The 26,072-nt window shown below is 62.7% G+C and carries 26 protein-coding genes; 6 read left to right on the plus strand and 20 right to left on the minus strand.

The genetic code is table 11. The annotated features are described in order from the left end of the window. Positions 1-142 precede the first annotated feature (142 nt). The 4 genes from U5A57_RS11675 to U5A57_RS11690 form a co-directional block, all read right to left on the minus strand. A complete protein-coding gene (locus tag U5A57_RS11675; protein WP_321910957.1) occupies positions 143-1,345 on the minus strand; it encodes an NAD(P)/FAD-dependent oxidoreductase in 1,203 nt (400 codons plus the stop codon). Beyond that, the gene (locus tag U5A57_RS11680; protein WP_321910959.1) at positions 1,342-1,512 is read right to left on the minus strand and encodes a rubredoxin; all 171 of its coding nucleotides are present in this window, start codon (positions 1,510-1,512) and stop codon (positions 1,342-1,344) included. The genes U5A57_RS11675 and U5A57_RS11680 overlap by 4 nt, the downstream gene beginning before the upstream one ends. 34 nt (positions 1,513-1,546) lie before the next feature. After that, on the minus strand, positions 1,547-2,602 hold the full coding sequence (locus U5A57_RS11685; RefSeq protein WP_321910960.1) for an aromatic ring-hydroxylating dioxygenase subunit alpha: 1,056 nt from the start codon (positions 2,600-2,602) through the stop codon (positions 1,547-1,549). Positions 2,603-2,814: 212 nt separating this feature from the next. Then, positions 2,815-3,144 (minus strand): hypothetical protein, encoded by a 330-nt coding sequence (locus tag U5A57_RS11690; protein ID WP_321910962.1) that lies wholly within the window; start codon positions 3,142-3,144, stop codon positions 2,815-2,817. A gap of 474 nt (positions 3,145-3,618) precedes the next feature. Here U5A57_RS11690 and U5A57_RS11695 point away from each other — a divergent pair, with 474 nt between their 5' ends. Then, on the plus strand, positions 3,619-4,290 hold the full coding sequence (locus U5A57_RS11695) for a glutathione S-transferase family protein (RefSeq protein WP_321910963.1): 672 nt from the start codon (positions 3,619-3,621) through the stop codon (positions 4,288-4,290). A 61-nt stretch (positions 4,291-4,351) separates the two neighbouring features. After that, entirely contained in the window at positions 4,352-4,795 is a 444-nt protein-coding gene (locus U5A57_RS11700; RefSeq protein ID WP_321910965.1) for a VOC family protein, read from the plus strand. 10 nt (positions 4,796-4,805) lie between these two features. On the opposite strand, the gene U5A57_RS11705 is transcribed toward U5A57_RS11700, so the two are convergent. Next, the gene (locus U5A57_RS11705) at positions 4,806-6,104 is read right to left on the minus strand and encodes a succinylglutamate desuccinylase/aspartoacylase family protein (protein ID WP_321910967.1); all 1,299 of its coding nucleotides are present in this window, start codon (positions 6,102-6,104) and stop codon (positions 4,806-4,808) included. Between the two features lie 493 nt (positions 6,105-6,597). Then, positions 6,598-7,482 (minus strand): LysR family transcriptional regulator, encoded by an 885-nt coding sequence (locus U5A57_RS11710; protein ID WP_321910968.1) that lies wholly within the window; start codon positions 7,480-7,482, stop codon positions 6,598-6,600. 151 nt (positions 7,483-7,633) lie between these two features. Here U5A57_RS11710 and U5A57_RS11715 point away from each other — a divergent pair, with 151 nt between their 5' ends. Continuing rightward, entirely contained in the window at positions 7,634-8,665 is a 1,032-nt protein-coding gene (locus tag U5A57_RS11715; RefSeq protein ID WP_321910969.1) for an NAD(P)H-quinone oxidoreductase, read from the plus strand. 45 nt (positions 8,666-8,710) lie between these two features. Here U5A57_RS11715 and arsH read toward each other — a convergent pair whose 3' ends face one another. Genes arsH through U5A57_RS11740 form a run of 5 tightly spaced genes read right to left on the minus strand, consistent with a single transcriptional unit; the run spans position 8,711 to position 11,925 of the window. Next, positions 8,711-9,445, minus strand: coding sequence for an arsenical resistance protein ArsH (arsH, locus tag U5A57_RS11720; RefSeq protein WP_321910970.1), 735 nt, complete (start codon positions 9,443-9,445; stop codon positions 8,711-8,713). Positions 9,446-9,464: 19 nt separating this feature from the next. Beyond that, positions 9,465-10,535, minus strand: coding sequence for an ACR3 family arsenite efflux transporter (gene arsB, locus U5A57_RS11725; protein WP_321910972.1), 1,071 nt, complete (start codon positions 10,533-10,535; stop codon positions 9,465-9,467). A gap of 23 nt (positions 10,536-10,558) precedes the next feature. Next, the gene (locus U5A57_RS11730; protein WP_321910973.1) at positions 10,559-11,053 is read right to left on the minus strand and encodes an arsenate reductase ArsC; all 495 of its coding nucleotides are present in this window, start codon (positions 11,051-11,053) and stop codon (positions 10,559-10,561) included. 59 nt (positions 11,054-11,112) lie between these two features. Next, positions 11,113-11,589 (minus strand): ArsI/CadI family heavy metal resistance metalloenzyme, encoded by a 477-nt coding sequence (locus U5A57_RS11735; protein ID WP_321910975.1) that lies wholly within the window; start codon positions 11,587-11,589, stop codon positions 11,113-11,115. A gap of 12 nt (positions 11,590-11,601) precedes the next feature. Beyond that, positions 11,602-11,925, minus strand: a complete 324-nt coding sequence (locus tag U5A57_RS11740; protein WP_321910977.1) for a metalloregulator ArsR/SmtB family transcription factor — start codon at positions 11,923-11,925, stop codon at positions 11,602-11,604. Positions 11,926-12,190: 265 nt separating this feature from the next. Here U5A57_RS11740 and U5A57_RS11745 point away from each other — a divergent pair, with 265 nt between their 5' ends. Beyond that, positions 12,191-12,466 carry a hypothetical protein gene (locus U5A57_RS11745; protein ID WP_321910979.1) on the plus strand — a complete coding sequence of 92 codons (276 nt, stop codon included), beginning with the start codon at positions 12,191-12,193 and terminating at the stop codon, positions 12,464-12,466. Positions 12,467-12,499: 33 nt separating this feature from the next. On the opposite strand, the gene U5A57_RS11750 is transcribed toward U5A57_RS11745, so the two are convergent. The 3 genes from U5A57_RS11750 to U5A57_RS11760 are packed head-to-tail and all read right to left on the minus strand — an operon-like array spanning position 12,500 to position 14,256. Then, complete coding sequence (locus U5A57_RS11750) at positions 12,500-12,688, minus strand: DUF1289 domain-containing protein (protein ID WP_321910981.1); 189 nt, start codon at positions 12,686-12,688, stop codon at positions 12,500-12,502. A gap of 3 nt (positions 12,689-12,691) precedes the next feature. Beyond that, positions 12,692-13,975 (minus strand): CDF family Co(II)/Ni(II) efflux transporter DmeF, encoded by a 1,284-nt coding sequence (dmeF, locus tag U5A57_RS11755; protein WP_321910983.1) that lies wholly within the window; start codon positions 13,973-13,975, stop codon positions 12,692-12,694. An 8-nt stretch (positions 13,976-13,983) separates the two neighbouring features. Further along, entirely contained in the window at positions 13,984-14,256 is a 273-nt protein-coding gene (locus U5A57_RS11760) for a metal/formaldehyde-sensitive transcriptional repressor (RefSeq protein ID WP_233886791.1), read from the minus strand. A gap of 182 nt (positions 14,257-14,438) precedes the next feature. On the opposite strand from U5A57_RS11760, the gene U5A57_RS11765 reads away from it, so the two are divergent. Then, positions 14,439-16,706 carry a penicillin-binding protein 1A gene (locus U5A57_RS11765; RefSeq protein ID WP_415774611.1) on the plus strand — a complete coding sequence of 756 codons (2,268 nt, stop codon included), beginning with the start codon at positions 14,439-14,441 and terminating at the stop codon, positions 16,704-16,706. A gap of 19 nt (positions 16,707-16,725) precedes the next feature. Here U5A57_RS11765 and U5A57_RS11770 read toward each other — a convergent pair whose 3' ends face one another. The 5 genes from U5A57_RS11770 to U5A57_RS11790 form a co-directional block, all read right to left on the minus strand. After that, positions 16,726-17,079, minus strand: coding sequence for a copper-binding protein (locus tag U5A57_RS11770; RefSeq protein WP_321910987.1), 354 nt, complete (start codon positions 17,077-17,079; stop codon positions 16,726-16,728). Further along, positions 17,076-20,282, minus strand: coding sequence for an efflux RND transporter permease subunit (locus tag U5A57_RS11775; RefSeq protein WP_321910988.1), 3,207 nt, complete (start codon positions 20,280-20,282; stop codon positions 17,076-17,078). The genes U5A57_RS11770 and U5A57_RS11775 overlap by 4 nt, the downstream gene beginning before the upstream one ends. Continuing rightward, the gene (locus tag U5A57_RS11780; RefSeq protein WP_321910989.1) at positions 20,279-21,805 is read right to left on the minus strand and encodes an efflux RND transporter periplasmic adaptor subunit; all 1,527 of its coding nucleotides are present in this window, start codon (positions 21,803-21,805) and stop codon (positions 20,279-20,281) included. The genes U5A57_RS11775 and U5A57_RS11780 overlap by 4 nt, the downstream gene beginning before the upstream one ends. An 11-nt stretch (positions 21,806-21,816) precedes the next feature. Beyond that, positions 21,817-23,112, minus strand: coding sequence for a TolC family protein (locus U5A57_RS11785; RefSeq protein WP_321910991.1), 1,296 nt, complete (start codon positions 23,110-23,112; stop codon positions 21,817-21,819). Between the two features lie 92 nt (positions 23,113-23,204). Continuing rightward, on the minus strand, positions 23,205-23,564 hold the full coding sequence (locus tag U5A57_RS11790; RefSeq protein ID WP_321910993.1) for a hypothetical protein: 360 nt from the start codon (positions 23,562-23,564) through the stop codon (positions 23,205-23,207). A 377-nt stretch (positions 23,565-23,941) separates the two neighbouring features. Between U5A57_RS11790 and U5A57_RS11795 the strand changes: the two genes are divergently transcribed. After that, entirely contained in the window at positions 23,942-25,522 is a 1,581-nt protein-coding gene (locus tag U5A57_RS11795; RefSeq protein WP_321910994.1) for an isocitrate lyase, read from the plus strand. Between the two features lie 127 nt (positions 25,523-25,649). Here U5A57_RS11795 and U5A57_RS11800 read toward each other — a convergent pair whose 3' ends face one another. Beyond that, positions 25,650-25,928, minus strand: a complete 279-nt coding sequence (locus tag U5A57_RS11800; protein ID WP_321910996.1) for a hypothetical protein — start codon at positions 25,926-25,928, stop codon at positions 25,650-25,652. Positions 25,929-26,072: the final 144 nt, after the last annotated feature.

The raw sequence follows: 26,072 nt of genomic DNA on the forward strand, positions 1-26,072 counted from the left end.
GCGGCGGCAAACGTCCGGCGCTCGTGCCCGGAGGACTGGTAACCGGATACGAACGCCAGAGCGCAACAGGGGTCGGTCAGTGGAAGCTGCCTGTCGTCGGACGCGCGTGACCGCGTCCGGTTGTCGTGATGCTATGCCTCGCCTAGCCGGTCAACGACCCGTTCGAGCCGGACGCCATCTGCTTCAATAGCGCGGCCTTGTGCGCGGTGGCGCCGCCAATGAGAGCAAAGCCGGTGACACGCTTTGTCCCCGCGTCTTCGCATATCGCGCGTACCGACTCGGGCGACTCGTGCGTGGCCACTTCGACGCTCCAGCGTCCGCCCGGCATGCCCGGTGTCGCGACAACGGCCGGCGCGGCCGGCGTCTTCACGACAACGGGCATCACCGGAAAATCGACGCGCGTGAGCGTTCCCGACAAGGTGCGCGCGAGCGCACGCGCCGCATGCATGATCGGCAACACATAGGGCTGCACCCGGCCGTCGATAGCCGCGCAGTCGCCGAGTGCATAGACGTGCGGCGCGCTGGTGCGGCACCACGCATCTGCACCGATGCCGCCATCGACGCGCAAGCCGGCCTCGCTCGCGAGCGCCGTTCGCGGCACGAGGCCGACCGCCGAGACCACGATATCGGCCTCGAGCGTGGCGCCATCCGTAAGCGTTAGACGATATCCCGGATCGCGCCTCGAAACGGCAGCGACCCCGATGCCGAGCCGAACGTCGACGCCTGCGCGGGACAACGCACTGGCGAATACTGCACCCGCCTGCTCCGGCAGCAGCCGCGAGAGCGGCGCGCTGGCCGGATCGATCAGACACACCGGATGCCCCGCAGCGACAAGATCGTTCGCGAACTCGCACCCGATCAGACCCGCGCCGAGTATGGCCACCGAATGACGCGACGCAAGCGCCTCGCGAAAACGCGCGTAGTCGCCGAGATCGTTGATCGACAGCACGTCTGCCGCGCCATCGCCCTCGATCGGCACGCGCCGCGGGTCCGCGCCCAGCGCGAGCACCAGCGCGCGATAGCGCAGCCGCTGCCCATCGACGACAACAACACGCTCGTCTGGCGCGATGCGTTCGACATGGCGATGGGTCCAGATACGTGCATCCAGTTGCGCGGCCATCGCCTGCGCGTCGAAGCTCGCGAGTTCGTGCGGCGCCTTCTTCATCGCAAGCGCATTCGACAATGTGGGCTTCGAATAGAACCTGCCGTCGTCGCGGCTCACGATAACGATAGGCGTGTGGGCGTCGAGCTTGCGAAACTCGCGCGCCACTGTATAGCCCGCGAGGCCCGTGCCGACGATCACGAGTGGATCGCCTTGTGCCCCGCCGATGATATCCTCGCTCATACGCTCACCACCTGCATTTCGAAGTCGTGCTTGCCCGTCGCGCAGTCCGGGCACATCCAGTCCTCAGGTACATCTTCCCAGCGTGTACCGGGCGCGATGCCCGCTTCGGGCAGCCCTTTGGCCTCGTCGTAGCGAAACCCGCAAATCACGCATTCCCAGATCTTCATGGTCGCTCCTTTCCCGCCGCATCAACGCACAAAGTCAACGTACATAGCGCTGCCCCAGCCCGATCTCCGCGAGCGCGCGCCGGTACGCACCGGAGGAGCGATCGGCGAGAATCGGTGCCTCCTGGGAGCGGTCGACGGGCAGTTCTTCGGGACACTGCAACTCGACAATCGCGCGATCCTCCTCGAATACCTGACGGTTGAACGCATAGACGTCGTCGAGCGGCAAGTCCTTGTCGAAGTTACGCGCGATCGGCACAAACAGGCGCGTGAGTCGCGCGGACACCGGGCTTGCAGCATTGAGGATTGCCAATCGTCCATTCTCGGGAAAGTGCACCGTCAGCCGCGCGAAGAACGGCACGTCGACCTCGAACACCCTGCGCCACAGAAAACCCTCTGGCGCACGCTGCTGCATCGACTTCGGGAAATTGCTCACGGTGCTCACGTATTCCGCGCGCAAACCGTTCGGGCGCCACTCCACGGAGTACTGCGGAACAACGGGATTTCTGCGTTCCGCGAAGCTGTCGTGATGAATCCACGCAAAATGCGCGACGTCGATAAAGCCTTCGGTTTGCCGCCCGGCGGAGGCGTGGATATCGATAGAAGGCGGGAGGATTTGCTGATACCCCTCGGTGTTCCACGCAGGGAACTCGGGCAGCGGCAGCTCGCCGCCACCAAGCGACACCCACACGAGCCCATACGCTTCTTGCGCGGCGTATGTCGTCAGGCACAGGCGCTCGGGAATCGGGCCTTCCGGCTGCGAGGGAATGAAGCTGCATTTGCCGCTCGCGCCATATTCGAGCCCATGATAGGGACAAACGAGATTCGCGCCGTTCATCCAGCCACGGCTCAGCGGCGCGCCACGGTGAGGACACACATCGCGCGCCGCGACGATCCGCCCTTCCGAGCGGAACAGAACGAGCGGTTCGTCGAGCAACGTGACACCGAGCGGCTTATCGCTCAGGTCGTGCGCGAAGGCAACGGGGTGCCAGTAGCGGTGCAAGATTTCCCAGTCGCGGGAATCGAAAGTGCAGTTGCGGGGCATGACGGCCGACCCTGCACGGGTCAGCGCCACCACTTGGGGTTTGCTCATGCGTGTCTCCTGAATCGTGTGAATTCGTCGCGGCGTGCTGACCGCTCTGCCGGTCACGCCGTGTACACAACGATATTCAGTTGAGCGCGTCTCTCCCATCCCTCGCCGGCGATGTAGTCCATGCTCCGATCAACATGGACTCACCGCCATCCAGACTCCCGGGACCGCAGCCGAAGCGTGCGTACCGATGTAAAGCTCGTCAAGGCGCGGCGTCACTTGCCGTCTTTCACCGGTGCGTCGTGAATCGCCTCGAGCGGCTTATGCTGCTCGTCGCCAACGCCAGGAAAGAACGCATTCCACACCGCGCGTACGCCGACCGCTGCCGTCGCTGCCGCGTCAATTGTCTCGACGTCGGCAGACCTGGCCGGATCTGAACTCAGGCCGCGCCAGTGCGTGAAGACGAGTAGCGGCTTTTCGGTCCATTCGCCAGCGGCGAAATTCGCGAATGCCGTATCCCCGCTTACAAGGCGGACCTCATACCATCCCTCGCGAACCGGCGCATACCGGGCCAACGGAAACCATCGGGTCGATTGAATTTGCATGAGCTCCTCCCCCAATCGCGTAGATCGTCACGAATCAATCCGCATTCCACGTGCCTGAATGTTGGGCCCTTCGTTCTCTGGATAGCGTCTTGCGGGGCGGCACACCCTCCACGGCGTCAACGTCATTTCGCAGCGCGGCAACAATCAGACCGTTAGTCGCAAAAGCCATCAACGGATCGCAAGCAGTGAATGCGCTGAGGAATCGGAAGTCATCCGCGACGGCTTCACGAAAGGCGCGTGGCATGCCCAGTCGTCGCCGTCAATCCACTCCCCCACCACGTCACGCCCACGCAGCAACATGTTCGACGCTGTCGAACGATTTCATCCACCAGTTCGAACGGCAATCGCGCGTTGCTCGCCCACCATTACGTCAGTGAGACGCGCTCAGTCTCGCAGTGCGCGCGACCCACGCGGGTTTGAACTACTGCTTCATCTCCGATCGACCTTCTCTTCTGCTTTACAAAGGAAACCTCAATGATCAAGTTTTACTTCCACCCGTCGCCGAATCCCATGAAAGCGGCCCTTCTGCTCGAAGAGCTGGAATTGCCGTTCGAGCTGATCGCCGTCGACACGTTCAAGGGCGAGCAACATCTGCCGGCATTCCGCAACGTCAATCCGAACGGCAAGGTGCCCGCCATCACCGACGAGGACGCGACCGTTTTCGATTCGCATGCCATCTTGCTGCACCTCGCCACGAAGCACGGCAAGTTCGTTCCCGCCGATGCTGCCGGGCGCGGCGAAATGCTCTCGTGGCTGATGTTCGTGGCAACGGGGCTCTCGCCGTTCTCCGGTCAGGCCGTGCATTTCCAGCACCACACGCCGGAGCCCTTGCCCTATGCGCGCAACCGCTACCTGAAGGAAGTCGAGCGTCACTATCGCGTGCTCGACGAACGGCTCGCCAGAACACGGTATCTGGCAGGTGAGCACTACTCGATTGCGGATATGGCGCTGTGGGGCTGGGCCATGTTCGCCGGCTACATTCTTGGCGAAAAAGGACTGAGTGACTACGCCAACGTCAAACGCCTCGTCGACGAAATCGGCAACCGCCCCGCCGCCGCACGTGCGCTCGCACTGAAGGAACGGCTCACGCTGAAGACCGACTTCGACGAAGAAACGCGTCGCGCGCTGTTCCCCCAAAACGTCTGACGCTTTCCAGACGCATCGCGGCGCTGCCCGCGATGCGTCTCTCTAACGAGGAGCCCGGCTCATGAGTACCGCACAATCGCCGCAGCCAACGGCTGCACCCGCACTACGTCTAAACAATTTCGCGCTCGCCGTTGCGAATCTCGACGCCATGGTTGCCTGGTATGTCGACGTACTTGGCCTCGCCATCGCAGCGAAGGGGCACTTCGATGCCGTAGGCGCGGACTACGCCATGCTCGACGGCATGGGCTTCCGGCTCGAACTCGTTTCGCGAATTGGCACGCCCAAGGTCGCGGCAAAGCGCACACCGCCGCCGCAGCACCTGGACGAAACGGGTTGGAAAGCGCTGGTGCTGGAGAGCGCCGATCTTGCGGGTACGACTGCCACACTCGCGAAGCGCGACGTGGAAATCGTCTGGGCGCACGCGCCACTCACGCCCGCCATTTCCTCGACGATGATCCGCGACCCCGAAGGGAACCTCATTCACATTCTGGGCCAAAGGCAATAGCGCACCATGATCACTCGGAGTAGTCCTCAGGATTTTCTCTGGCCGGGCTCTGATAAAGAATCATCACGATCGGAATGCGGGGCTCGGCCGTGGCATCGTTGCGCCGCCCTGTCACCTCGCCTGCAACCGAGGTCGTGTACTCCGCAACCACTTCGCCAAACGTGTTGCGCTGAATCGCCACCTTCTGCCCCACCTTGACCTTCTCGTTGAGCTTGACCAGCAGTTCGACGAAGCCGCCGTGCGTCGTCAGGATCGTATGAGCGCTATTGCCCACAAAGATCCCGGAGTCGCGCCCGGTGCGTCCCATTGCACCGGGAACGACGCCATAACGCTTGAGCACATTCATCGTGCCTTCGACAAACAATGGAATCAGGTCGAAATCGAACACGCGCGCAGCGCCAATCTCGGGCGTAATAGCCGGGATCCCCACATCGATCAGCGCGTTGGCCAGCAACGTGGGATACGCAGGATTGTCGAAAATCTGGGCGATGGGAAAAAGCTCCGCCATTGCGCGCGGCTCGGTGAGTTCCATTCTGGCCAGATTGAATGAAGTCAGGTCCATGCCCGTCGTGCCAGTATGAAAATCCAATGCGTAGTCGGCGTTCGGCCGCAGGAGCCGGTTGAACAGCAGGCCCGCGTGACGGCTCGGCGCGCTGGCGCCATTCTCATTGCCAGGCCATTCGCGGTTGATGTCGATGAGGTCGACGCCTCTGCCCGAATTGGGCCATCTGCGCTCCATCGCTTCTAGCGCGGGGCGCGATACGTCGAGCACAGCCAGTACGGTCCCGGACATTTGCGCCGGATCGAGCTGGCCAATCACGGTTTGTATCATATGCACCGGACTCATTTCGTCGCCATGCACGCCGCTAATCAGCGCGACGCGCTTGCCCGGCTTCGCGCCGCAAACGACGATGACCGACACATACCAGTCCTGCCCGGTCGGCATCTGCACGCCCTGGAAATAGAACATATGCTTCTTGCCGCGTTCCAGGTCACTGACGTCGAGCGCGCTGATGACCTTCTTTCCCTGGATCACATCCCCGGTGTAACGCGTCCCACCGCTGCGGCCGGGCGGCGAAGTCGTGCCTTGGGCGTTCGCGACGCCGCTTTGCCCGGCCAGTGCAGTCGTTGCGCCAACCAGCGCAACCGCTGTCTTGATGAAATCGCGCCGGGCAATACCATCCTTCGATTCACTCTGCATGGCATGGACTCCGTACATTGCAAGTGGAGAGAAGCGCAATCCATCTCTTGTCGATTGCGCTTCCTGGACATGACGAATCCAAACGTTCTGAAGTGGCTCTTTTCGCAACTACGCTGTTCCCAACATCAGCGTAATCCAGTCCGCGAAGACTTGCACTGACGGCTGGACTGGATGCCTGCCGTACGCAATCAGGCAGCAAGAATCGGAGTGCCGGCGTCGAGGCGCCGCCCTATCGTGTCCACACAAGCGCACCGTAGACGAGATCGTGGGACGAAGCAGGGTGCGCTCGAATCGCTTCATTGACTGGAGTCCTATCATGTTGCCGTTTCTCTCGCTTCACGCACTCGCGGCTCAACGCGGCGATGGACTGCGCCCTGAGCTCAGGGCCTTGTTTGAACGCCATGTGCGGGCAGCGACGGGTCTTGCCGCTGCCATCGAGCCTGTCGAAACAGAGTCGTGTGCTCACGCAGCAAACGCGGTCGCCGGCGCTCCTGTGACGGCGTGCGAGGCTGATGGGTCATCGGCGAGCGTCGCAGCGTAGCGTTAAACGCATGGCACGCGGCATCATCCGGCGTTTCACGCGTCGCGATGCCATGCGTGCCTATTTCGTGTGAATCGTGTGATCTTCGAATGCGGCGACGATATGCTCGATCATCGCTGTGATGCGCGCGGTATGCCGAAGGTCTTGATGCGTGACGAGCCAGATTTCATAGACAGCCCCACGTGGGGGCTCCGGCCATAGCTGCACGAGTCCGTCATGTTCGGCCAGATGGATCGGAAGCTCGCCAATGCCGATGCCGGCCTTGACCGCGCTGCGCAGCATGAGGCTCGTATTGAAGGTCGAGACGATGCGCCCCGCGTGTATCGGTTCGCCTGCCAGAGTCTGCAATCGATGACCCGTCCAGTTTCCCTGATAGACGACGAGATCGTGACCCGCGAATGCGGAGCCCGCAACAGGCGTGCCGTGCTGCTCGATGTACGCATGCGAGGCAAAGAGCGCCATCGGCCACCGGGCGAGGCGCCGCGCGACCAGATCGGGGTTATCCGGGCGCACTGAGCGGACCGCGATATCGGCTTCACGCTTTGCCAGGCTAAGCATGCGTGTGGACGTGTCCAGCAGCACGCGCACTTCCGGATGAACAGCATGCAACCGCTCGATGGCGGGAAGCAGGAATTCCAGCGCGATAGAGTCGGTGCTCGTGACGCGTACGTCTCCCGCAAGCCGCGTATCGGTGCCTTGAGTTCGTCTGACGAGTTCGTGCGCGGCGTGCTCCATTTTTTCCGCCGATTTCAGCGCGGCCTCGCCGGCCGTGGTCAACGCATATCCGTCGGAGGTGCGCAGAAAGAGCGTGGCGCGCAGCGCGTGCTCCAGTGCCGCGATTCGTCTGCCGACCGTCGCCTGATCGAGATTGAGCGTTCTGGCCGCCCCACGAAGCGTTTTTTCGCGCTCGACCGCAAGAAACACGCGCGCGTCGTCCCAGTTCATCGCCTCACCCTCCTGATGCAAATTTGCATCCCACGGTGCGAATAATGCTGCGCGAATTCATCAAAGTCGAGCCCTATACTGGCTTCAAGAGTTGCTCGTTCACTGGTCCGCCCGGATCAAACGAGCCTCATCCATAGAAGGGGTCGTATCCATGTCTGCGTCAACTTTTCGCGTCCCGTCGTCGATGACGGCCATCGAGATCAAACAACCCGGCGGCCCTGAGGTGCTGGTGCCGACTACGCGCCCGGTGCCGGTGCCGGCCGCCGACGAGGTTCTCATTCGCATCCATGCCGCAGCCGTCAACGGTCCGGACGTGTTCCAGCGCAAGGGGCTGTATGATCCGCCCCCCGGCGCGTCGGACATTCCGGGGCTCGAAGTGGCGGGTCAAGTGGTTGCCATTGGCGCGGACGTGACTGAATTGCGCATCGGCGAACTGGTCTGTGCGTTGATTCCCGGCGGGGGCTATGCGGAGTATGCAGTCGCGCACGCCTGCAATACCATGCGCATTCCTAACGGTCTGACGCTGGTGGAAGCGGGAGCCATGCCGGAAACGTTCATGACGGTATGGCTGAACCTGTTCCAGCGCGGCAAGTTCGCTGCTGGCGAAACCGTGCTGATCCACGGCGGCGCATCAGGAATCGGTACGACGGCGACCATGTTGGCCAAGGCGTTTGGCGCTTCGAAAATCATCACGACCGTGGGCTCGCAGGCGCACCGTGAGGCCAGCCTCGCGTTGGGCGCGGACGTAGCGATTGACTATCGCGAGAGCGATTTCGTGGCCGAAACGAAACGGTCGACCGATGAGCGAGGCGTCGACGTGATCCTCGACATCATTGCGGGCGACTACGTGGGCAGAAACTATGAAGCCGCCGCCATGGACGGCCGGATCGTCCAGGTAGGCGTGATCAAGGGACCGGCGAAGGAACTCAACCTCGTGCCGATGCTGACAAAGCGCCTCACGCATATGGGCTCGACCTTGCGCTCGCGCACAGCCGCGGACAAGGCGACCATCATCAGCGAACTGGAAAGGCACGTCTGGCCGCTCATCGAGCGCGGCACCGTCAAGCCGGTCGTCTACCAGACGTTTGCGCTTGCCGATGCTCGCGGCGCGCATGAGCTGATCGACTCCGGCACGCACTTTGGCAAGATCGTGCTCACGACAGGCGCCGACCTCATCGGTTGAAACCTCGATGACCGGCGAACCGGACGTGCTGCGAGCCAATTGACTTCAGATGCTGGCCTGGTTGACTCGCTTCATCAGCTCCTCGGCGCTTTCCTTGCGCTCGCTGTAGCGATCAACCAGATACGGACCGATATCACGCGTGAGCAGCGTGAACTTCACCAGCTCTTCCATGACGTCCACGACGCGGTCGAAATACGCCGAGGGTTTCATGCGGCCGGCGTCGTCGAATTCCATGAACGCCTTCGCCACCGACGACTGGTTCGGGATGGTCAGCATGCGCATCCAGCGCCCGAGCACGCGCATCTGGTTGACCGCATTGAACGACTGCGAGCCGCCGCTGACCTGCATCACCGCGAGCGTCTTGCCCTGCGTCGGCCGCACTGCCCCGACAGACAGCGGAATCCAGTCTATCTGCGACTTCATGATGCCGGTCATCGCACCGTGACGCTCCGGCGAGCACCAGACCATGCCTTCCGACCACAGCGCCAGGTCTCGCAGTTCGGCCACCTTGGGGTGCGTGTCCGGCGCATCGTCCGGCAGCGGCAGGCCGCTCGGATTGAACGTGCGGACTTCGGCGCCCATCGCCGTAAGCAGTCGTGCGGCCTCCTCGCTCAGCAGGCGGCTGAACGAGCGCTCGCGCAGCGAGCCGTAGAGCAGCAGGATGCGCGGCGCATGCACAGAGGCTTTCGCGGCCTGCAGCCGCTTGATATCGGGGACGCGGAACAGCACCGGATCGACCTGCGGGAGGTCGGTCGTCAGGTCACTCGCCAGCTCAGACACACTTGTTCTCCTTGAATCTTCAGGCGCACTCGTACCAGTGCTTCGACCGGTTGACAATGCGCACGACGAGCAGCATGACCGGCACTTCGATCAGCACGCCCACGACGGTCGCGAGCGCGGCGCCCGAGTTGAAACCAAACAGGCCGATTGCCGTGGCGACGGCCAGTTCGAAGAAGTTCGACGCGCCGATCAGTGCAGACGGGCAGGCAATGTTGTGCTTTTCGCCGACCGCGCGATTGAGCCCGTACGCCAGCGCCGAATTGAAGAACACCTGGATCAGGATCGGCACCGCGAGCAGCACGATGACGAGCGGCTGCTTCAGAATGGCCTCGCCCTGGAACGCGAACAGCAGCACGAGCGTTGCGAGCAGCGCGGTGATCGACCACGGACCGATCTTCGCCATGGCGGCGTCGAAGGCCGCCTGCCCTTTGGCGAGCAGCGCGTGGCGCACGATCTGCGCGAGGATCACGGGAATGACGATGTAAAGCACGACCGAGGTGAGCAGCGTCGCCCACGGCACCGTGATCGCCGACATGCCGAGCAGGAGGCCGACGAGCGGCGCAAACGCGACGACCATGATGCTGTCGTTCAGCGCCACCTGCGAGAGCGTGAAGAGCGGATCGCCGCCGGTGAGCCGGCTCCAGACAAAGACCATCGCCGTACACGGGGCCGCCGCAAGCAGGATCAGACCGGCGACGTAACTGTCGAGCTGCCCGGCGGGCAGCAGCGGCGCGAACAGGTGCTTGATGAAGAGCCATGCGAGCAGTGCCATCGTGAATGGCTTGACCAGCCAGTTCACGAAAAGCGTGACGCCAATGCCCTTCACGTGCTGACGCACTTCATGCAGCGCGCCGAAATCGACCTTGACGAGCATCGGGACGATCATCACCCAGATCAGCAGGCCGACCGGCAGATTGACGTGCGCATACTCCATCCGGCCGATCGTCTGGAAGACGCCGGGCAGCACCTGGCCGAGCAGAATGCCCGCGATAATGCACAGCGCGACCCATACACTCAGGTAACGCTCGAAGAAACTGATGGCCGGCTTCGGAGCCGTCTTGCGCGAAGCGGCGACGTTGGGGGCGCTCATGGGACAACTCGATAAAGAAGTGATTAGCTCTGCAGGATGTCGTCGAGCGCCTGCTGAAGCTCGACATTGTCCAGGCGCTCGAGGGGAAGCTCGAGCAACTGCAACATGCGATAGCCGATGGCCTGGCGCGTAAGCTCGAACGCCTGGCGCTTGCCTTCATCGCCGCCCGGTGCATTCGACGGATCGGCGTAGCCCCAGTGCACCTTGACCGGGCTGCCGGGCCAGAACGGGCACGCCTCGGCGGCCGCGCTGTCGCACACCGTAATGACGATACGCATGGGCGGCGCGCCGTCCTGCGCGAACTCGTCCCAGCTCTTGCTGCGATAGCCCTGTGTGTCGATGCCCGCGCGCGTCAATGCTTCGAGCGCGAACGGATTGATGCGGCCGCTCGGCGCGCTGCCCGCGCTGAACGCACGCACGTCCTTGCCGAGTTTGCGCGCCCAGTGGTTCAGCATGCCCTCCGAGAGCACGCTGCGCGCGGAATTGTGCGTGCAGAGAATGAGTACGTTCTTGGTCATGGCGAATTGCCTGTGCAAATCAACAGCAGGTTGTCAATCGTGTCGGCCGCGATGCGCATTCAGCAGCAGGCCGAACCAGCGGGCTTCACGGGAACACCAACGGGCTTGCCACGCGGGCCGCAGCACGCCGGCGCGCTTGACGGTTGCGCGCCCTGGCGGCTCTCGCCGTAGACCGCGGCGCTGTCGAGCGTATGAAAGTGCTCCCAGGCGATCCCTTGCGGATCGACGATCCAGTGCTTGTCGCTGCGCGCATAGCAGCAGGTGGTTTCGCCCTGGTCGAGCAGCGCCATGTCCGCGGCCTGCGCACGCTGGGCGAGTTCGGCCAGCTCGGCTGGGTCGTCGACCTGGAAACCCAGGTGGTCCACGCCGGTTTTCGCGCCGCGTGTGGATATCGCAAAGTTCACGCGGGGATCGTCCAGCATCCATTTCGCGTAGTCCGCCTCGACGCGCGTGGGCTCAGCGCCGAACAGCTTCGAATAGAACATGACACTGGCTGCGATATCGTCAACGTGGACGTGGATATGAAACCGCTTCATGAGGGTTCTCCATCAGCATTGGCATGAACCGGCGCCCTGATCCAGACAAGGCTGCCCTTGGCAACAGTTCTCGGTCAGAAAGCCGAGGACTGCGTTCATCTGCTCATAGGCAGCCCGGTAGATCAGGCTGCGCCCCTCGCGCTCCTGCGTGACCAGCCCGGCGTGCATCAACTCCTTCAGGTGAAAGGAGAGCGTCGCGTTAGGAATATCGAGCTGCGCCGCGATCACGCCCGGCGTCAATCCGCCCGGGCCGGCGACGACCAGCATGCGGAACACGCGCAGGCGCAATTCGTGGGCGAGCGCCGCGAGGGCACGGATGATGTCTTTCTCTTCCATATTTCCAATATATTCGAAATGATGAGTCGACGCAAGCGCCCTCGCCCGATGCAACGCCGACCTGATTCTCGAACGATGCGGCGCTGGCAACGCTGCGCGGTGCATCCACCGGCCAAATATTCCTTCCCCGACTTCAGCCAACTGGTGGGCAAAACCCCCGCAAATCCGGTATAAATGCTCCCTGCCAGTGAACCCGCCTTCGAGTGGGTTTTTTGTTGCTCAGCAAAATCCAATCCAGGCACGTTGAAATTTGGGGGACTGTTCCATGAAGAAACCAGCACTCGCACAGTTGGCACTCGCTGCCATTGCAATCGGCGTGACCGGCGCGGCACACGCCGCCGATGTCAACGTAGGCATCAACGTGGGTACCCCTGTCGTGGTCGCCCCGCCGCCTCCCGCTGTCGTCATTACGCCGGGCTGGCATGGCGACCGCTATTGGGACGGCCACCGCTACTGGGAACGTGACGATTGGGAAAAGCACCATCACCATGACAAGGGCTGGCACTGCCCGCCCGGACACGCCAAGAAAGGCGAGTGCTGATCGGGCTACCCGCCTCGAAAGCACAAAGCACTTTCAGCGCACAGATCCGGCCGCCTTTATTTTTGCTTCCCGCCGCGGCCGGTCATTGAGGATCTGGTGACGCATATGGTCAGTCATCTTCTTCCAGGCCCGGATCTCGTCCCGGGTACGAAAGCAGCCGGTACAAAGCCCGCTTTTGCCGTGGAACGCGCACACGTCGATGCAAGGTGATTTCACAGCCATCGTTCACACCGCCGCGCGCAGCGGATTCACTTCGACCGTGACATGAGACAGGCTCCGGAAGCGGCGAAGCGCGCCATGATAGAAGTCCGGGCCGCGTGAAGCCTGGTCCGTTGCGACCGACACAACGGCACTCAGGTGCCCGGGCCCCACACGCCAGACGTGAAGGTCGAGCACCCGGTCGCCGTTGTCTTCGATCAGGTTGCGCACGCCCTCGGCCGTGCGCTGATCCGAATTCATGTCCAGCAGAATGGCTCCGGTGTCGCGCAGGAGACTCCACGACCAGTTCGCGATCACCACCGCGCCCACAATGCCCGCAAGCGGGTCCATCCATAGCCACCCGAACGCGCGGGCAAGCAGCAGTCCGATAATCGCCAGCACGGAAACCGCTGCATCGGCAATCACGTGGGCATACGCCGCGCGGATGTTGTGGTCGCGTGCCGCCGCAGCGTGTGCGTCGTCATGGTCATGCTCTTCAAACTCGATTGCATGCTCGCCATCGGGAAGCTGAACGATGACCTTGAAGGCATGGGGTTCCGGTATGTCGTCCTTCGATTCCAGATAGCCGTCGCGGGCCACGAACTCGAACGTCTGCCGCTGCCCGTTTTCACGAATTGTCGTCATGCGCACGTCTGCGGGATCGCACGTGAGCGCCTGCGTGTGGAGACGGAATACCGGGGGCACACCGTCCTCGAAAATCGAAACGCTGAAGCGCCCTGCTGCCGTGACGATCTCGCGCGCTTCTTCATGTTCGTGACCGTCGTGGCCGTGGCCGTGCGCATGGCTATGCCCATGATCGTGGCCGTGACCATGACTGTGCCCGTGATGACCGCCGCTGAGCAGCCAGACACTGGCAAGATTGACGAGCAGGCCAACAACGGCAATGGGTATCGCCTCACCGAAATGGATTGGGACCGGTGCGAACAGGCGGCACACCGCCTCGTAACCAATCAGGAGTGCGATCATTGCAAGCACGATGGCGCTGGTGAAACCGGCGAGGTCGCCCAGCTTGCCGGTCCCGAAAACGAAGCGTGGGTCGCGGGCGTGGCGGCGCGCATAGGTGTAGGCAAGCGCCGCGATCAGCATCGCCCCCGCGTGCGTCGACATATGCAGTCCGTCCGCCACGAGCGCGAGCGAGCCGAACAGGCTTCCGCCCACGATCTCGGCGACCATCATGGCGCTACAGAGCGCGATCACCATCCAGGTCCGGCGTTCGTTGTCCTCGTGGGCGTTGCCGAGAAATATATGGTCGTGCCCGGCCCCGAAGGCCGCATCTTCAAACCTGCTCATCACGTCTTTCACTTGAAGTAACTGTGAACCACTTCGATTAACTGTTCCGTGCCGCTGCCGTGCTCGTCGGCCGGTTCGGCGTCCACGAGATGCGTGCGGATATGGTCCTCGAGCACCACCGCAAGCAGTCCGTTCATCGCGCCCCGCGAGCTGGTGATGAGCTGAAGCACATCCATGCAGCCACGCTCCTCTTCCAGGGCCCGCTCAATCGCCTCAATCTGCCCCTTGATCCTGCGAACCCGGTTGAGCAGCTTCTGTTTCTCGCGAATGGTATGACTCAAGGCGGCTCCTTATAGGGTAGGGGGGTATACTAGCACGGCAGTCGCCGCATCGCTGAAGTCCGTGGCGACGGGCGTCCTTGCTTCGTCGCCGGCGGCTCGCATCGAGCGCACCATGCCGCCAATTCGAAACAAGTGTAATCATCTGTTAACGTCAGGCAGGAAGGCCTCTTTTGCGGCCTGAAATGCATCTGCGCTTTGGTACGATCCGGCCTTTCGTCCATTGCGCAGCCACCGTGAATCACCCCTATGTGTCGCTATTTCGTGAACTCTGCGCACGCTGGGTGAACCGTGCCCGCTCGCTAGCCGCCACGGCCGGCGCGAAGGCACGCCGCGTTTTTCGCGCGGCGCTGCACGGTATTTGCCACCCGACACGCCGTGGCATCGTCCTGACGCTCGCTGCATTGCCGGTGCTTTCGCTGGCCTACACGGCAGCGCTCATTCCATTCACCCCGCGCCTCGGTGACATCCGCAAGGCCCGCGTCGATCGTCCCGCGCTGATCCTCTCCGCCGACGGCAACGTGCTCGCCGAGTTCAAGCCGGTCAATCGCGAATGGGTCACGCTCAACCAGATTTCGCCGCATGTGGTGGACGCCCTGATCGCGACCGAGGATCACCGCTTTTACGAGCATCACGGCATTGACCTTCAGCGCGTTGCGGGGGCCGCGGTCCATACGTTCACGGGCAGTCGCCAGGGCGGCTCCACCCTCACCCAGCAGCTCGCACGCAACCTGTATCCGGATGAAATCGGCCGCGCGCCAACGTTGACGCGCAAGCTCAAGGAAGCGATCACCGCGTTCAAGATCGAGTCCGTCTACAGCAAAGACCAGATCCTCGAGACGTACCTGAACACGGTGCCCTTTCTGTACAACGCATACGGCGTGGAGATGGCCGCGCGAACGTACTTCGGCAAACCAGCCGCCGATCTCGATGTCCTCGAGAGTGCGACGCTCGTTGGCATGCTCAAGGCGAACAGCGCATACAACCCGGTGCTCAATCCTGATCGCGCGCTGGAGCGCCGCAACACGGTGCTCGCGCAGATGGTGAAGTACGGCAAGCTCGATGCGCACGCGTACGCCTGGCTAAAACACCAGCCGATCAACGTCAATTTCGAGCCTCAGTCCGAACAGGTTGGCGCGGCCCCGCACTTCTCAGCCCAGTTGCGCAAGTGGCTGACTGCCTGGGCGGATAGCAATGGCTACAACATCTATTCCGATGGACTCGTCGTGCGAACGACCATCGATTCCCGGCTTCAGGCGATGGCCACGCAGGCGGTTGCGTGGCAAACCAGCCAGCTGCAGTCGATCGCCAACGGCGCGTGGAACGAGCGGACCGGCTGCTGGCCGGGTAACGCGCTGTTCCAGTCGTTCATGAGGCAGACGCCGGAGTATCGTTCGGCGCGCGACGCAGGCCTGGCGGATGCGGACGCCATCAGGAAACTCGCGACGGACGCGTCGTTTGTCGAAGGCCTCTGTCACAGCAAGACGCAGATTCAGGCCGGGTTCGTCGCGATGGATCCGCGCAACGGCGACATCAAGGCGTGGGTCGGCAGCCGCGATTTTCACGACGAGCCGTTCGACCATGTGCAGCAGGCGCGGCGGCAGCCGGGTTCCACTTTCAAAGCGTTCGTCTACGGCGCCGCCTTTGCGGATGGCGCGCAGCCAGGCGACACGATCGTCGACCGCAACGTCGCGATCCCGCTGAAGGGCACTGCGGTATGGAAGCCGACCGATCCGGAGCCGCCAACCGGCCGGCCGATGTCGCTGCGTGACGCCTTCGCCTTTTCACGTAACCGCGTGACAGCCCAGCTCATGCAGCGCGAAGGCCCTGCGAAAGTCGCTACGCTTGCGCGCGAGATGGGCATACGCGAGAGCGCACTGGACCCCGTGCCGTCGCTTGCGCTGGGCACGAGCCCCGTCACGCTCAAGGAGATGGTTTCGGCGTATTGCACGATCGCCGACCGGGGAGCCTATGTCGAGCCGCGCATGGTCACACGCATCGAGGACCGCAGCGGCAACGTGCTCGCCGACTTCCCTGCCGCACGGCCGCAGCAGGCGCTGCCCGCCCCTGCCGCACTGAAGCTGGTCGATGTGATGCGCGACGTCGTCAACCGCGGCACCGGCAGCGACATCCGGACACGCTTCGGGATTCACGCCGACGTTGGCGGCAAAACGGGCACGACACAGGACAGCACCGATAGCTGGTTCATCCTGATCCACCCCCAGCTGGTCGCCGGCGCCTGGGTCGGATTCGACGACGCGCGCGTGACGTTGCGCAACGACTACTGGGGTGAAGGTGCGCACAGCGCCCTGCCGGTGGTGGGCGCCTTCTACGACATGGCGCTGCGCGCACGGGCTATCGACTCTCACGCGCAGCTTGCGCCAGGAAACAATACGCCGCCGCGCGCAGCCCATGCGCGCAAGCGCCACCATTTCCTCTTCTGGAACTTCTGAGTCGAGGCGACCGCCCCCGTTAAGGCTGCTTTTCGAGTTTCACGATGGTCAGCGTGCCATTGACGTTTTCGACTCGCACCTTGACCTTGTCGCCCTCGTGAACCTGCTTGACCATGCTTCCATCCTTCGCCTTGAATGCCATGGTCATCGGGGGCATGCCGACGTTCTCCAGGGCGCCGTGCTTCAGGGTGACCATTCCCGTAGCGGCGTCGATCTTCCTGACCTCGGCTTCGGTTAGCGCGGAATTCGAAGCGACCTTCGTGACCGCGGGCTTCGCGGCGGACATGTTCATGCCCGCCATATCGTCACCAGCAAATGCAGGGGCCGCGAGAACAGCAGCAACGGCAGCGACAGCAAGAATCATCTTTTTCATTGTGTTTCCCTGGTTTGGGTAGAAGGCACTTTCGTGCCGGAAGGTTCTGCGTGGGTAAAAGGAACCTCGTTGCGTTGCCTCATTCGGCGACGCTGCAGGAGGAACCAGGCTGCGGGAATAACGAACATCGAGAGAATGGGCGCGGTGACCATTCCGCCGACCATCGGAGCGGCGATACGCTGCATGACCTCCGAGCCGGCGCCGTGTCCGACCATGATGGGAATGAGCCCTGCAAGGACCACCGCTACCGTCATGGCCTTCGGCCGCACACGCAAGACCGCGCCTTCGCGAATCGCGTCGAGCAATGTGGCCTCGGTCATGGCCTCCCCAAGCTCGAGCCGCCGGTTCAGTGCGCCCTTCAGGTACAGCAGCATGACGACGCCGAACTCGGCCGCAACACCCGCGAGCGCAATGAAACCGACCGATGTGGCGACGGACACCGCGTGGCCCAGTATCCAGATGAGCCAGAAGCCGCCGACGAGCGCGAACGGCACCGTCGACATGAGCAGTAGCGCATCGGCCGCCGAGTTAAACGTCAGGAAGAGCAGCACGAAGATGACGACAAGCGTCACCGGAATAACCGTGCGCAATGTCGCCGCTGCACGTTCGAGATACTCGAACTGCCCTGACCATGCGATCGAATATCCGGGCGGAAGCGGCACCTTTTCTGCGACGGCGCGTTGCATCGCCTTGACTGCCGATTCCAGGTCCACGTTCCGGATATCGACGTAGACGTAGCCGGAAAGCCGTGCATTTTCACTGCGTATCATGGGCGGTCCGTCGGCGATCCGGATGTCCGCCACGTCGCCAAGCTGGATCTGTGCGCCCCGGTCGGTCAGAACCGGCAACTGCCGCAGCTTTTCCAGCGAATCGCGAACCTCGCGCGGATAGCGGATGTTGATCGGGAAGCGCTCGCGCCCCGCAATGACTTCGCCGACGTTGTCGCCGCCCACCGCCGTGGAAACCACCGACTGGATATCGCCGACGGAAAGGCCATAACGCGCCGCTGCCTGCCGGTTGATGTCGACGTCGATGTATCGGCCGCCGTTCAGTCGTTCCGCAAGCGCTGAAGTCACGCCCGGAGCCCCCTTCACCGCCGCCTCGACCTGCCCTGCCACCTTGTCGATTTCATTCAGGTCGGGCCCGGAAATCTTTACGCCGACCGGCGTTTTGATACCGGTGGACAGCATGTCGAGGCGATTGCGGATGGGCGGCACCCAGACGTTCGACAGCCCCGGCACCTTCACGGTCTTGTCGAGTTCATCGACGAGCTTCTCCGGCGTCATACCGGGACGCCACTGGCTGCGCGGCTTGAACTGGATGGTGGTTTCGAACATCTCGAGCGGTGCCGGGTCGGTTGCCGTGTCGGCGCGGCCCGACTTGCCGAACACGGTCGCGACTTCCGGTACCGTCTTGATGAGCCGATCGGTCTGCTGCAAAAGCTCGGATGCCTTGTCTGCCGAAATGCCCGGAAGCGCCGTTGGCATGTACAACAGGTCACCCTCGTCGAGCGGCGGCATGAATTCGCCACCGAGTCGCGAGAGCGGAATGGCGCTCAGCAAAAGCGCAACGACCGCAAACCCAATCGCAATCCACGGGCGGCGCAGCGTGGCTTCGAGCATCGGCCGGTACAGTCGAATGAGCGCGCGATTGATGGGGTTCGCGCTCTCATGCGGAATGCGCCCGCGAATGAGATAGCCCATCAGTACCGGCACCAGCGTGACCGAAAGACTCGCAGCGGCAGCAATGGTGTAAGTCTTCGTGAAGGCGAGCGGAGAAAAGAGCTTGCCTTCCTGCCCCTCCAGCGAAAATACCGGAACGAACGAGAGCGTGATGATAAGCAGTGAGAAGAATAGCGCCGGTCCGACTTCCGCCGCCGACGTAGCGATGAGTTCCCAACGCTGTGCAGCCGTCATGGGCCTGCCGGGATGCGCATGCTCGTACGCCTCGAGATGCTTGTGGGCGTTCTCGATCATCACGATGGCCGCATCGATCATCGCGCCGATGGCGATGGCGATCCCGCCCAGCGACATCAGATTCGCATTCACACCCTGATAGCGCATGACGATAAAAGCCGCCAGCACGCCCAGCGGCAGCGACAGGATGGCCACGAACGCGCTGCGCAAATGAAAGAGGAACACGGCGCAGACCAGACCGACGATGATGAACTCTTCGATGAGCTTGTCTTTCAGGTTGTCCACGGCGCGTTCGATGAGCTGCGAGCGGTCGTATGTCGTGACGACCTCCACACCCGCGGGCAGCGAGCGCTTCAGGTCAGCGAGCTTCGCCTTCACCGCATCGATGGTCGTCAACGCGTTTTTGCCTGAGCGCATGACGATGACCCCGCCCGCGACTTCGCCCTCCCCGTTCAGCTCGGCAATCCCACGGCGCATCTCGGGTCCGATCTGGATGCGGGCGACATCGCCAAGCAGAACCGGTGTGCCCGCGTCATTGGTGCGAAGCACGACATTGCGAAAATCGTCGAGCGAGCGCAGGTAGCCCGACGAGCGGACCATGTACTCCGATTCCGCCAGTTCGACCACTGAGCCGCCGGACGCCTGGTTCGCCTTGCCGAGGGCATCCGCTACCATGGCCTGGGTAATGCCGTAAGCGCGCAGCTTGTCGGGATCGAGCACCACCTGATACTGGCGCACCATCCCGCCAATGCTCGCCACTTCCGACACGTCCGGCACGGACTTCAGCTCGAATTTCAGGAACCAGTCGTTGAGCGCGCGCAGTTCTCCGAGGTCGTGCTGACCCGTGCGGTCGACCAGTGCGTACTCATAGACCCAGCCCACCCCCGTCGCGTCGGGCCCGAGTGAAACCGTCGCGCCTGGTGGAAGGCGGCTCTGAACCTGATTCAGGTATTCGAGCACACGCGAGCGGGCCCAGTATTGATCGGTCTTGTCGTCGAACAGCACGTAGACAAACGCGTCGCCGAATGACGAATACGCGCGGATCGTTTTCGCGCCTGGCACACCGAGCAAAGTCGTCGTGAGCGGGTACGTCACCTGGTCCTCGACGACCTGGGGCGCCTTGCCCGGATACGACGCCTTGATGATGACCTGCGTGTCCGACAGGTCCGGCAACGCGTCGAGTGGTGTCTCCTTGAGCGAGTAGACGCCCCATGCCGTGACGAGCACAGTGGCCAGCAGAACCAGGAACCGGTTGTGAATGGACCAGCGTATGAGACGCGCGATCATTTGGCGTCTCCCACGGGTTCGACCTTCGTGAGCTGGTAGCCGTCGTCCGATTGTCTGAAGACGAAGTGGACTGTCTGGCCGGGTTTGACGTCGGGAAATGCGCCGGATGACGGCTTGTTGAACGCCATCGTCATCGCGCCCCAGCCCAGCGCCTGCACCGGTTGATGCGAGAACGTGATGTCGAGAGCGCTGACCTTTTCCACCTTGCCGGTGGTCTCATATGTCTTTGCGGCAGCGCTGGGTATGGACGCCGGCATGATCGCGCTCGCGCCAGCCGCGCCTTCGATTCTCGGCAGGACCGATTTCAGACTGGCTTCCGAGTCGATCAGGAACTGGCCGGAAGCGACGACCGTCTCGCCATCGCTCAAGCCACTCATGACTTCCGTGTCGCTGCCGACGTCGTTGCCAACCGTCACGTCTGCAGGTTGCAGGCGGCCGTCCGCGTTCTTGACGATCACGACCGACCGCTTGCCGGTCGTGATGACAGCTTCAGAAGGCACAAGCAGTCGCGAAACCGTTTTTTGCGCATCGACGCGCACGCGCATCAGCATGCCGGGCGTGAGTCTGAGCGCGGTGTTATCGATTTCGAGCCGCGCCTGAAGCGTGCGGCTCGTGGTGCTGATGCCGGGCAGGATTTCGCGAATCTGCCCTTTGAAGTGCTGTGTCGGGTCGCCACTGAACGTCGCGTCAACGCGCATGCCGGGCTGCACGCGCAACGCCAGGTTCTCGGGAATCTCGACGATGAGCCAAAGCTTCGATAGACCCGCGACCTTCGCAAGCGTCTGACCGGGCGCGACCTGCGCACCGTCGCGCACGTTCAACTCACTTAGGACACCTGTCTCTGGCGAAGCGAGGACAATGTGCGTCTGCGCCTTGCCCGTGCGGTCGAGACTCGCCATGACGCCATCCGGAATCGACAGCGCGCGCATACGCGCACGCGACGCTTCCAGCAAACTGTTGTCCATCCCGCCGCGCTTGAGCGCGAGGTATTCCTCCTGCGGCGCGAGCCAGTCGGGCACGAAAACCGAAGCGATGGGGGCGCCCTTCGCAACCCGTTGCATCGGCGCACTGGCGTACAGGCGGTCGATGTAGCCCGTAACGCGCGTCTGCACGACATCGGCCTGCGATTCGTCGAATTGCGTGGTGCCGACGGCATCGAATCCTTCCGTCGTTTCCTCGCGGCGCACGGTGGCGTAGCGAATACCGAGGTTCTGCTGAAGTCCCGGGTTGATTGCGATACCGGATGAGCCGCCCCCTTCGTCCGCATACACAGGCTCGAGTTGCATGTCCATGAATGGCGACTTGCCGGGCTTGTCGAAGTGCTGGTTCGGCACCATCGGGTCGTGCCAGTAAAGCACTTTCCTGCCGGTTTTCGGGTCAGTCGGGTTGCCGGAAGCCGAAGCGGCGATCGTGTTTTCACCCGAAGCCGACGCGTGTCGTACGCCGACGAAATACCCAGTGCCAAGAAGCGCTGCGGCGGCAAAGAGTGCCAATATCGCGCGTACCAAAGGTTTTTGAGTCATTGCTTTCTCCTTCATTCGGCAGTGGCCATCGTCGTTGGCACAACCTGGTATTCAAGCTGGGCCCACGTCTGCGAAACCTCGCGCTTGAGGTCGAGCACCTGAATCTGCGCGTCGAGTTGCGCCCGCCGGGCCGCAAACGTATCGGCGAGCGAACCGGTACCCGCCGTGTAAGCGGCGACTGCGAGTTCGACGCGCTGATCGGCGGCTGGCAACAGGGACTGCGTGAGATTCGCGATGCGTTCGCGGCCGCTGGCGAGGGTTGCCGACTCAGTGCGAATGTCGGCTTGCACCTGCCGGAGCGTGTCTTCGTACATCAAGTGGGCCCTGGTCGCGAGTTCGGCCTTCTCCGATACGTCGCGGTCCTCGCGATCCTTCCGGTTGATGGGCAACGGAATACGCACCCCGACCGACACCATGTTCGAGTACGCGCCACCGCGTTGCTGGTACGCGACTTCCCAGGTCCAGTTAGGGCTGCGCTCGCTGCTGGCGACAGCCGTGCCGGCGTCGGCGACGGCAATGTCATCGGCCGCTGCGACGAGCGCCGGTTGCACGAGCCGGAGTTCGTCCGGTGGCAAGGAAGAGACATACGACTCGGGCGCGGGCGGCTCGCCGGTCACATCGGTCGCGGGTGTCGCCGTCCAGCGCGAGAGAACAATGAGCGCGCTCTGGTAGGTTTGCTGCGCCTTGAGCGCCTGGTCTTGCGTTTGCGCCAGCATGGCCTGGGCTTGGACGACATCGGCGGCCGTCGCCCTCGCTCCCCGGTATGACGCCTTCGTTGCAGCAAGTTCGTGAGTCATATGGCCCAGCAATGCCTGCTGGAGCGCCAGGGCGCGCTTCGCATAGACGGCGCTGAGCCATGCGATGGCGGTCTGCTGGCGAACGTTGGCGAGTTGCGCGAGATAGCCGGCCTGCTCGCGGTTCACCACCTCGCTGGCGAGGTCGGAACGAAGGCGGCGCTTTTCCCGCGAGACCCATTCCTGCTCGATGCCAATGCGCCGCATCGTCATGAAGTCCTGGCCGATGGTGAATCGCTGCGAGCCATTGATCGGCAGGTTGTCGACGCCGGCCGCGAGCACCGGGTCCGGCAACTGCCCTGCCCGGACCGCAGCTTCGGAACTCGCGTGGACCGACGCTTGCGCGGCCTGCATGGCCGCAGAGTGGCCGGTTGCAGCCTGCAATGCCGCTTCAAGCGTGAAAGGGGCTTCCTGGGCGTTCGCAGCGAAGCCAGGCAGCAGCAGCGCGGCGCAAATCGGGAGCGCGCGCAGGGACGCACGCCGGCATCGCGGCGTGCCAATAGTGAAAGGCATGTTCTAACCCCAACGGGGGAGTCCCAATGGAACTCCACGTCCTGGACACAGGACGACCTCGCCGCAAACGCGGCGAACCAGTCAATCGAGGGTTAGATAGCTTGGGGAGGTCGCCAGAGACCGGCCGGCACGTGGGCGGCGAACGACTCGGCGTAATGGAAGACGACTTGCCTTGCGACAGCCATGGGATGGCTAACGCTCGCCTGCGCGGGAGGGTAATAGATGCTCGCGAACTGACACTGGGCCGTGGCCTTGCAGAAGCCGCCCTTGGCCTTGCTCGCCGGCGACGACTTCATCATGTCGCAGCCGGACATCGCGGCAGATGCGGCGCCGTCGTGCATCGGCATCGACTGCTGCATCGGACATTCGCCGGCCATGCCAGTGGCTGCCAGCCCGCTCAGGGGCAGCATCGCGCACAGCAGCAAGACGAGAAGGGTCCGAAGAATTTTCATGGCAGTGAGTATCGCCGGGCGATTCTATCGTGTTTGCGTTCAATTTGTCCGAATGTCCGGTCGCACTGACCTTTCGGCGCCGCGCGCCCTGCCCCGGCCTCCGGCAAACGAAAGCGCGCTTCACATTGTGAAATGTCTCGCGAATTTCTCGGTCGACGCATTTTCGCATCGTGAAAACATGTTCTGCAGCGCAAAAACTGTCGACTATCTCATTGATAAATAAAGAATAAATAAGTCATGTGTCTTATATAAGACCTTGCTGCGACGCATCACGAAGCCCCTACAATTGAGTCATCCAGTTCGCTTCGACAGACGCAGCGGCACGCTGAACCGGTTATTCAAACGCGCTTCACTCTTCAGAAACTCAGGAGATTCTCATGGCCCAATATCAAGACGACATCAAGGCAATTGCTGGCTTGAAAGAGCAACAAGGCAGCGCCTGGAACGCGATCAATCCCGAATCGGCCGCACGCATGCGTGCGCAGAACAAGTTCAAGACGGGTCTGGACATCGCGAAGTACACCGCGAAGATCATGCGCGCCGACATGGCCGCCTACGACGCCGATCCTTCGAAGTACACGCAGTCGCTGGGCTGCTGGCACGGCTTCATCGGCCAGCAGAAGATGATCTCCATCAAGAAGCACTTCAACAGCACCGAGCGCCGTTACCTCTATCTGTCCGGCTGGATGGTGGCCGCGCTGCGCTCCGAGTTCGGCCCGCTGCCGGACCAGTCGATGCACGAGAAGACCTCGGTCAGCGCCCTGATTCGCGAGCTGTACACGTTCCTGCGCCAGGCCGACGCCCGTGAACTCGGCGGCCTGTTCCGCCAGCTCGACGCGGCAGAAGGCGCCGCCAAGGCCGCGATCCAGGAGAAGATCGACAACCACGTCACCCACGTCGTGCCGATCATCGCCGACATCGACGCCGGTTTCGGCAACGCGGAAGCCACCTACCTGCTCGCCAAGCAGTTCATCGAAGCCGGCGCATGCTGCATCCAGATCGAAAACCAGGTGTCCGACGAAAAGCAGTGCGGCCACCAGGACGGCAAGGTCACCGTGCCGCACGAGGACTTCCTCGCCAAAGTCCGCGCGATCCGCTACGCCTTCCTTGAACTGGGCGTGGACGACGGCATCATTGTGTGCCGTACCGACTCGCTCGGCGCGGGCCTGACCAAGCAGATCGCCGTGACCCACACGCCGGGCGACCTGGGCGACCAGTACAACTCGTTCCTCGATTGCGAGGAACTGTCGGCCGACGCACTGGGCAATGGCGACGTCATCATCAAGCGCGACGGCAAGCTGCTGCGTCCGAAGCGTCTGCCGAGCAACCTGTTCCAGTTCCGCGCCGGCACGGGCGAAGCACGCTGCGTGCTGGACTGCGTCACGGCCCTGCAAAACGGCGCCGACCTGCTGTGGATCGAAACGGAAAAGCCGCATATCGCCCAGATCGCGGGCATGGTCAACGAGATTCGCAAGGTCATTCCGAACGCCAAGCTGGTGTACAACAACAGCCCGTCGTTCAACTGGACGCTGAACTTCCGTCAGCAGGCGTATGACGCGATGAAGGCCGCAGGCAAGGACGTGTCGGCATACGACCGCGCCCAGCTGATGAGCGTGGAATATGACCAGAGCGAACTGGCAGCCATTGCCGACGAAAAGATCCGGACCTTCCAGGCCGACGCGGCGCGCGAAGCCGGCATCTTCCACCACCTGATCACGCTGCCGACGTACCACACCGCCGCGCTGTCGACCGACAACCTGGCCAAGGAATACTTCGGCGACCAGGGCATGCTCGGTTATGTGGCTGGCGTGCAGCGCAAGGAAATCCGTCAGGGCATCGCCTGCGTCAAGCACCAGAACATGTCCGGCTCGGACATCGGCGACGACCACAAGGAGTACTTCAGCGGCGAAGCAGCGCTGAAAGCCGCAGGGAAAGACAACACGATGAACCAGTTCTGAAGCCCGCAATCCTTCAGGCAAAACGCCAGCCCATTGAGGCTGGCGTTTTTTATTTGTCCGGCATTTCGCTGCAAACGAGCCTGAGCAGGCCCGTCTGCCGTTCAGCCGTCAGTGCATGCCAGTGCGCTTACTCGGCAGCGGTGCGCGCCGGCTTCGCCGAATGCTTCTTGTGGTGATGGTGGTGAGCGCCCTTGTGCTTGGCATTCTTGTGCGGCGCATTCTCACGAACCGCGTGCGCGTCCTGTTCGACGACGGGCTGCTGCGCCTGAGCGTCCCGTGCATGTTGCTCGATCTGCGAAGCGACATTGGCGTCGTGGGTCGTGACGATGCCGTTTTGCGGCGTCTGTGCCGATGCTGCGCCTGCGACGAACAACGAAGCGAGCAGCGCAAAGGAGATTTTCTTCATGGTCGGTTTCTTCACGTTATTGATGATCGCGAGCCGTCCAGCAAATAATGCCGCGGCGCGCGACCGGATTATCCACCGACGCGCGAATGAAAAGTGTCAAGGAAATTCAGACGATCGAACTTTGCTCCAAAGCGGCTACCAATC

It is taken from the genome of Paraburkholderia sp. J11-2, assembly GCF_905220185.1.
In the GTDB taxonomy this organism is placed as follows: domain Bacteria; phylum Pseudomonadota; class Gammaproteobacteria; order Burkholderiales; family Burkholderiaceae; genus Paraburkholderia.

What these genes read in the sequence shown, in the direction of transcription:
- U5A57_RS11715 (WP_321910969.1), top strand. Translation starts at nt 7,634, where the DNA reads ATGTCTGCGTCAACTTTTCGCGTCCCGTCGTCGATGACGGCCATCGAG.
- U5A57_RS11710 (WP_321910968.1), bottom strand. Translation starts at nt 7,482, where the DNA reads ATGAACTGGGACGACGCGCGCGTGTTTCTTGCGGTCGAGCGCGAAAAA.
- U5A57_RS11785 (WP_321910991.1), bottom strand. Translation starts at nt 23,112, where the DNA reads ATGCCTTTCACTATTGGCACGCCGCGATGCCGGCGTGCGTCCCTGCGC.
- U5A57_RS11690 (WP_321910962.1), bottom strand. Translation starts at nt 3,144, where the DNA reads ATGCAAATTCAATCGACCCGATGGTTTCCGTTGGCCCGGTATGCGCCG.
- U5A57_RS11770 (WP_321910987.1), bottom strand. Translation starts at nt 17,079, where the DNA reads ATGAAAAAGATGATTCTTGCTGTCGCTGCCGTTGCTGCTGTTCTCGCG.
- U5A57_RS11735 (WP_321910975.1), bottom strand. Translation starts at nt 11,589, where the DNA reads ATGAAGCGGTTTCATATCCACGTCCACGTTGACGATATCGCAGCCAGT.
- U5A57_RS11680 (WP_321910959.1), bottom strand. Translation starts at nt 1,512, where the DNA reads ATGAAGATCTGGGAATGCGTGATTTGCGGGTTTCGCTACGACGAGGCC.
- U5A57_RS11685 (WP_321910960.1), bottom strand. Translation starts at nt 2,602, where the DNA reads ATGAGCAAACCCCAAGTGGTGGCGCTGACCCGTGCAGGGTCGGCCGTC.
- U5A57_RS11740 (WP_321910977.1), bottom strand. Translation starts at nt 11,925, where the DNA reads ATGGAAGAGAAAGACATCATCCGTGCCCTCGCGGCGCTCGCCCACGAA.
- U5A57_RS11700 (WP_321910965.1), top strand. Translation starts at nt 4,352, where the DNA reads ATGAGTACCGCACAATCGCCGCAGCCAACGGCTGCACCCGCACTACGT.
- U5A57_RS11750 (WP_321910981.1), bottom strand. Translation starts at nt 12,688, where the DNA reads ATGGCTGTGAAATCACCTTGCATCGACGTGTGCGCGTTCCACGGCAAA.
- U5A57_RS11775 (WP_321910988.1), bottom strand. Translation starts at nt 20,282, where the DNA reads ATGATCGCGCGTCTCATACGCTGGTCCATTCACAACCGGTTCCTGGTT.
- U5A57_RS11730 (WP_321910973.1), bottom strand. Translation starts at nt 11,053, where the DNA reads ATGACCAAGAACGTACTCATTCTCTGCACGCACAATTCCGCGCGCAGC.
- U5A57_RS11765 (WP_415774611.1), top strand. Translation starts at nt 14,439, where the DNA reads ATGCATCTGCGCTTTGGTACGATCCGGCCTTTCGTCCATTGCGCAGCC.
- dmeF (WP_321910983.1), bottom strand. Translation starts at nt 13,975, where the DNA reads ATGAGCAGGTTTGAAGATGCGGCCTTCGGGGCCGGGCACGACCATATA.
- U5A57_RS11800 (WP_321910996.1), bottom strand. Translation starts at nt 25,928, where the DNA reads ATGAAGAAAATCTCCTTTGCGCTGCTCGCTTCGTTGTTCGTCGCAGGC.
- U5A57_RS11795 (WP_321910994.1), top strand. Translation starts at nt 23,942, where the DNA reads ATGGCCCAATATCAAGACGACATCAAGGCAATTGCTGGCTTGAAAGAG.
- arsB (WP_321910972.1), bottom strand. Translation starts at nt 10,535, where the DNA reads ATGAGCGCCCCCAACGTCGCCGCTTCGCGCAAGACGGCTCCGAAGCCG.
- U5A57_RS11675 (WP_321910957.1), bottom strand. Translation starts at nt 1,345, where the DNA reads ATGAGCGAGGATATCATCGGCGGGGCACAAGGCGATCCACTCGTGATC.
- U5A57_RS11745 (WP_321910979.1), top strand. Translation starts at nt 12,191, where the DNA reads ATGAAGAAACCAGCACTCGCACAGTTGGCACTCGCTGCCATTGCAATC.
- U5A57_RS11790 (WP_321910993.1), bottom strand. Translation starts at nt 23,564, where the DNA reads ATGAAAATTCTTCGGACCCTTCTCGTCTTGCTGCTGTGCGCGATGCTG.
- U5A57_RS11780 (WP_321910989.1), bottom strand. Translation starts at nt 21,805, where the DNA reads ATGACTCAAAAACCTTTGGTACGCGCGATATTGGCACTCTTTGCCGCC.
- U5A57_RS11695 (WP_321910963.1), top strand. Translation starts at nt 3,619, where the DNA reads ATGATCAAGTTTTACTTCCACCCGTCGCCGAATCCCATGAAAGCGGCC.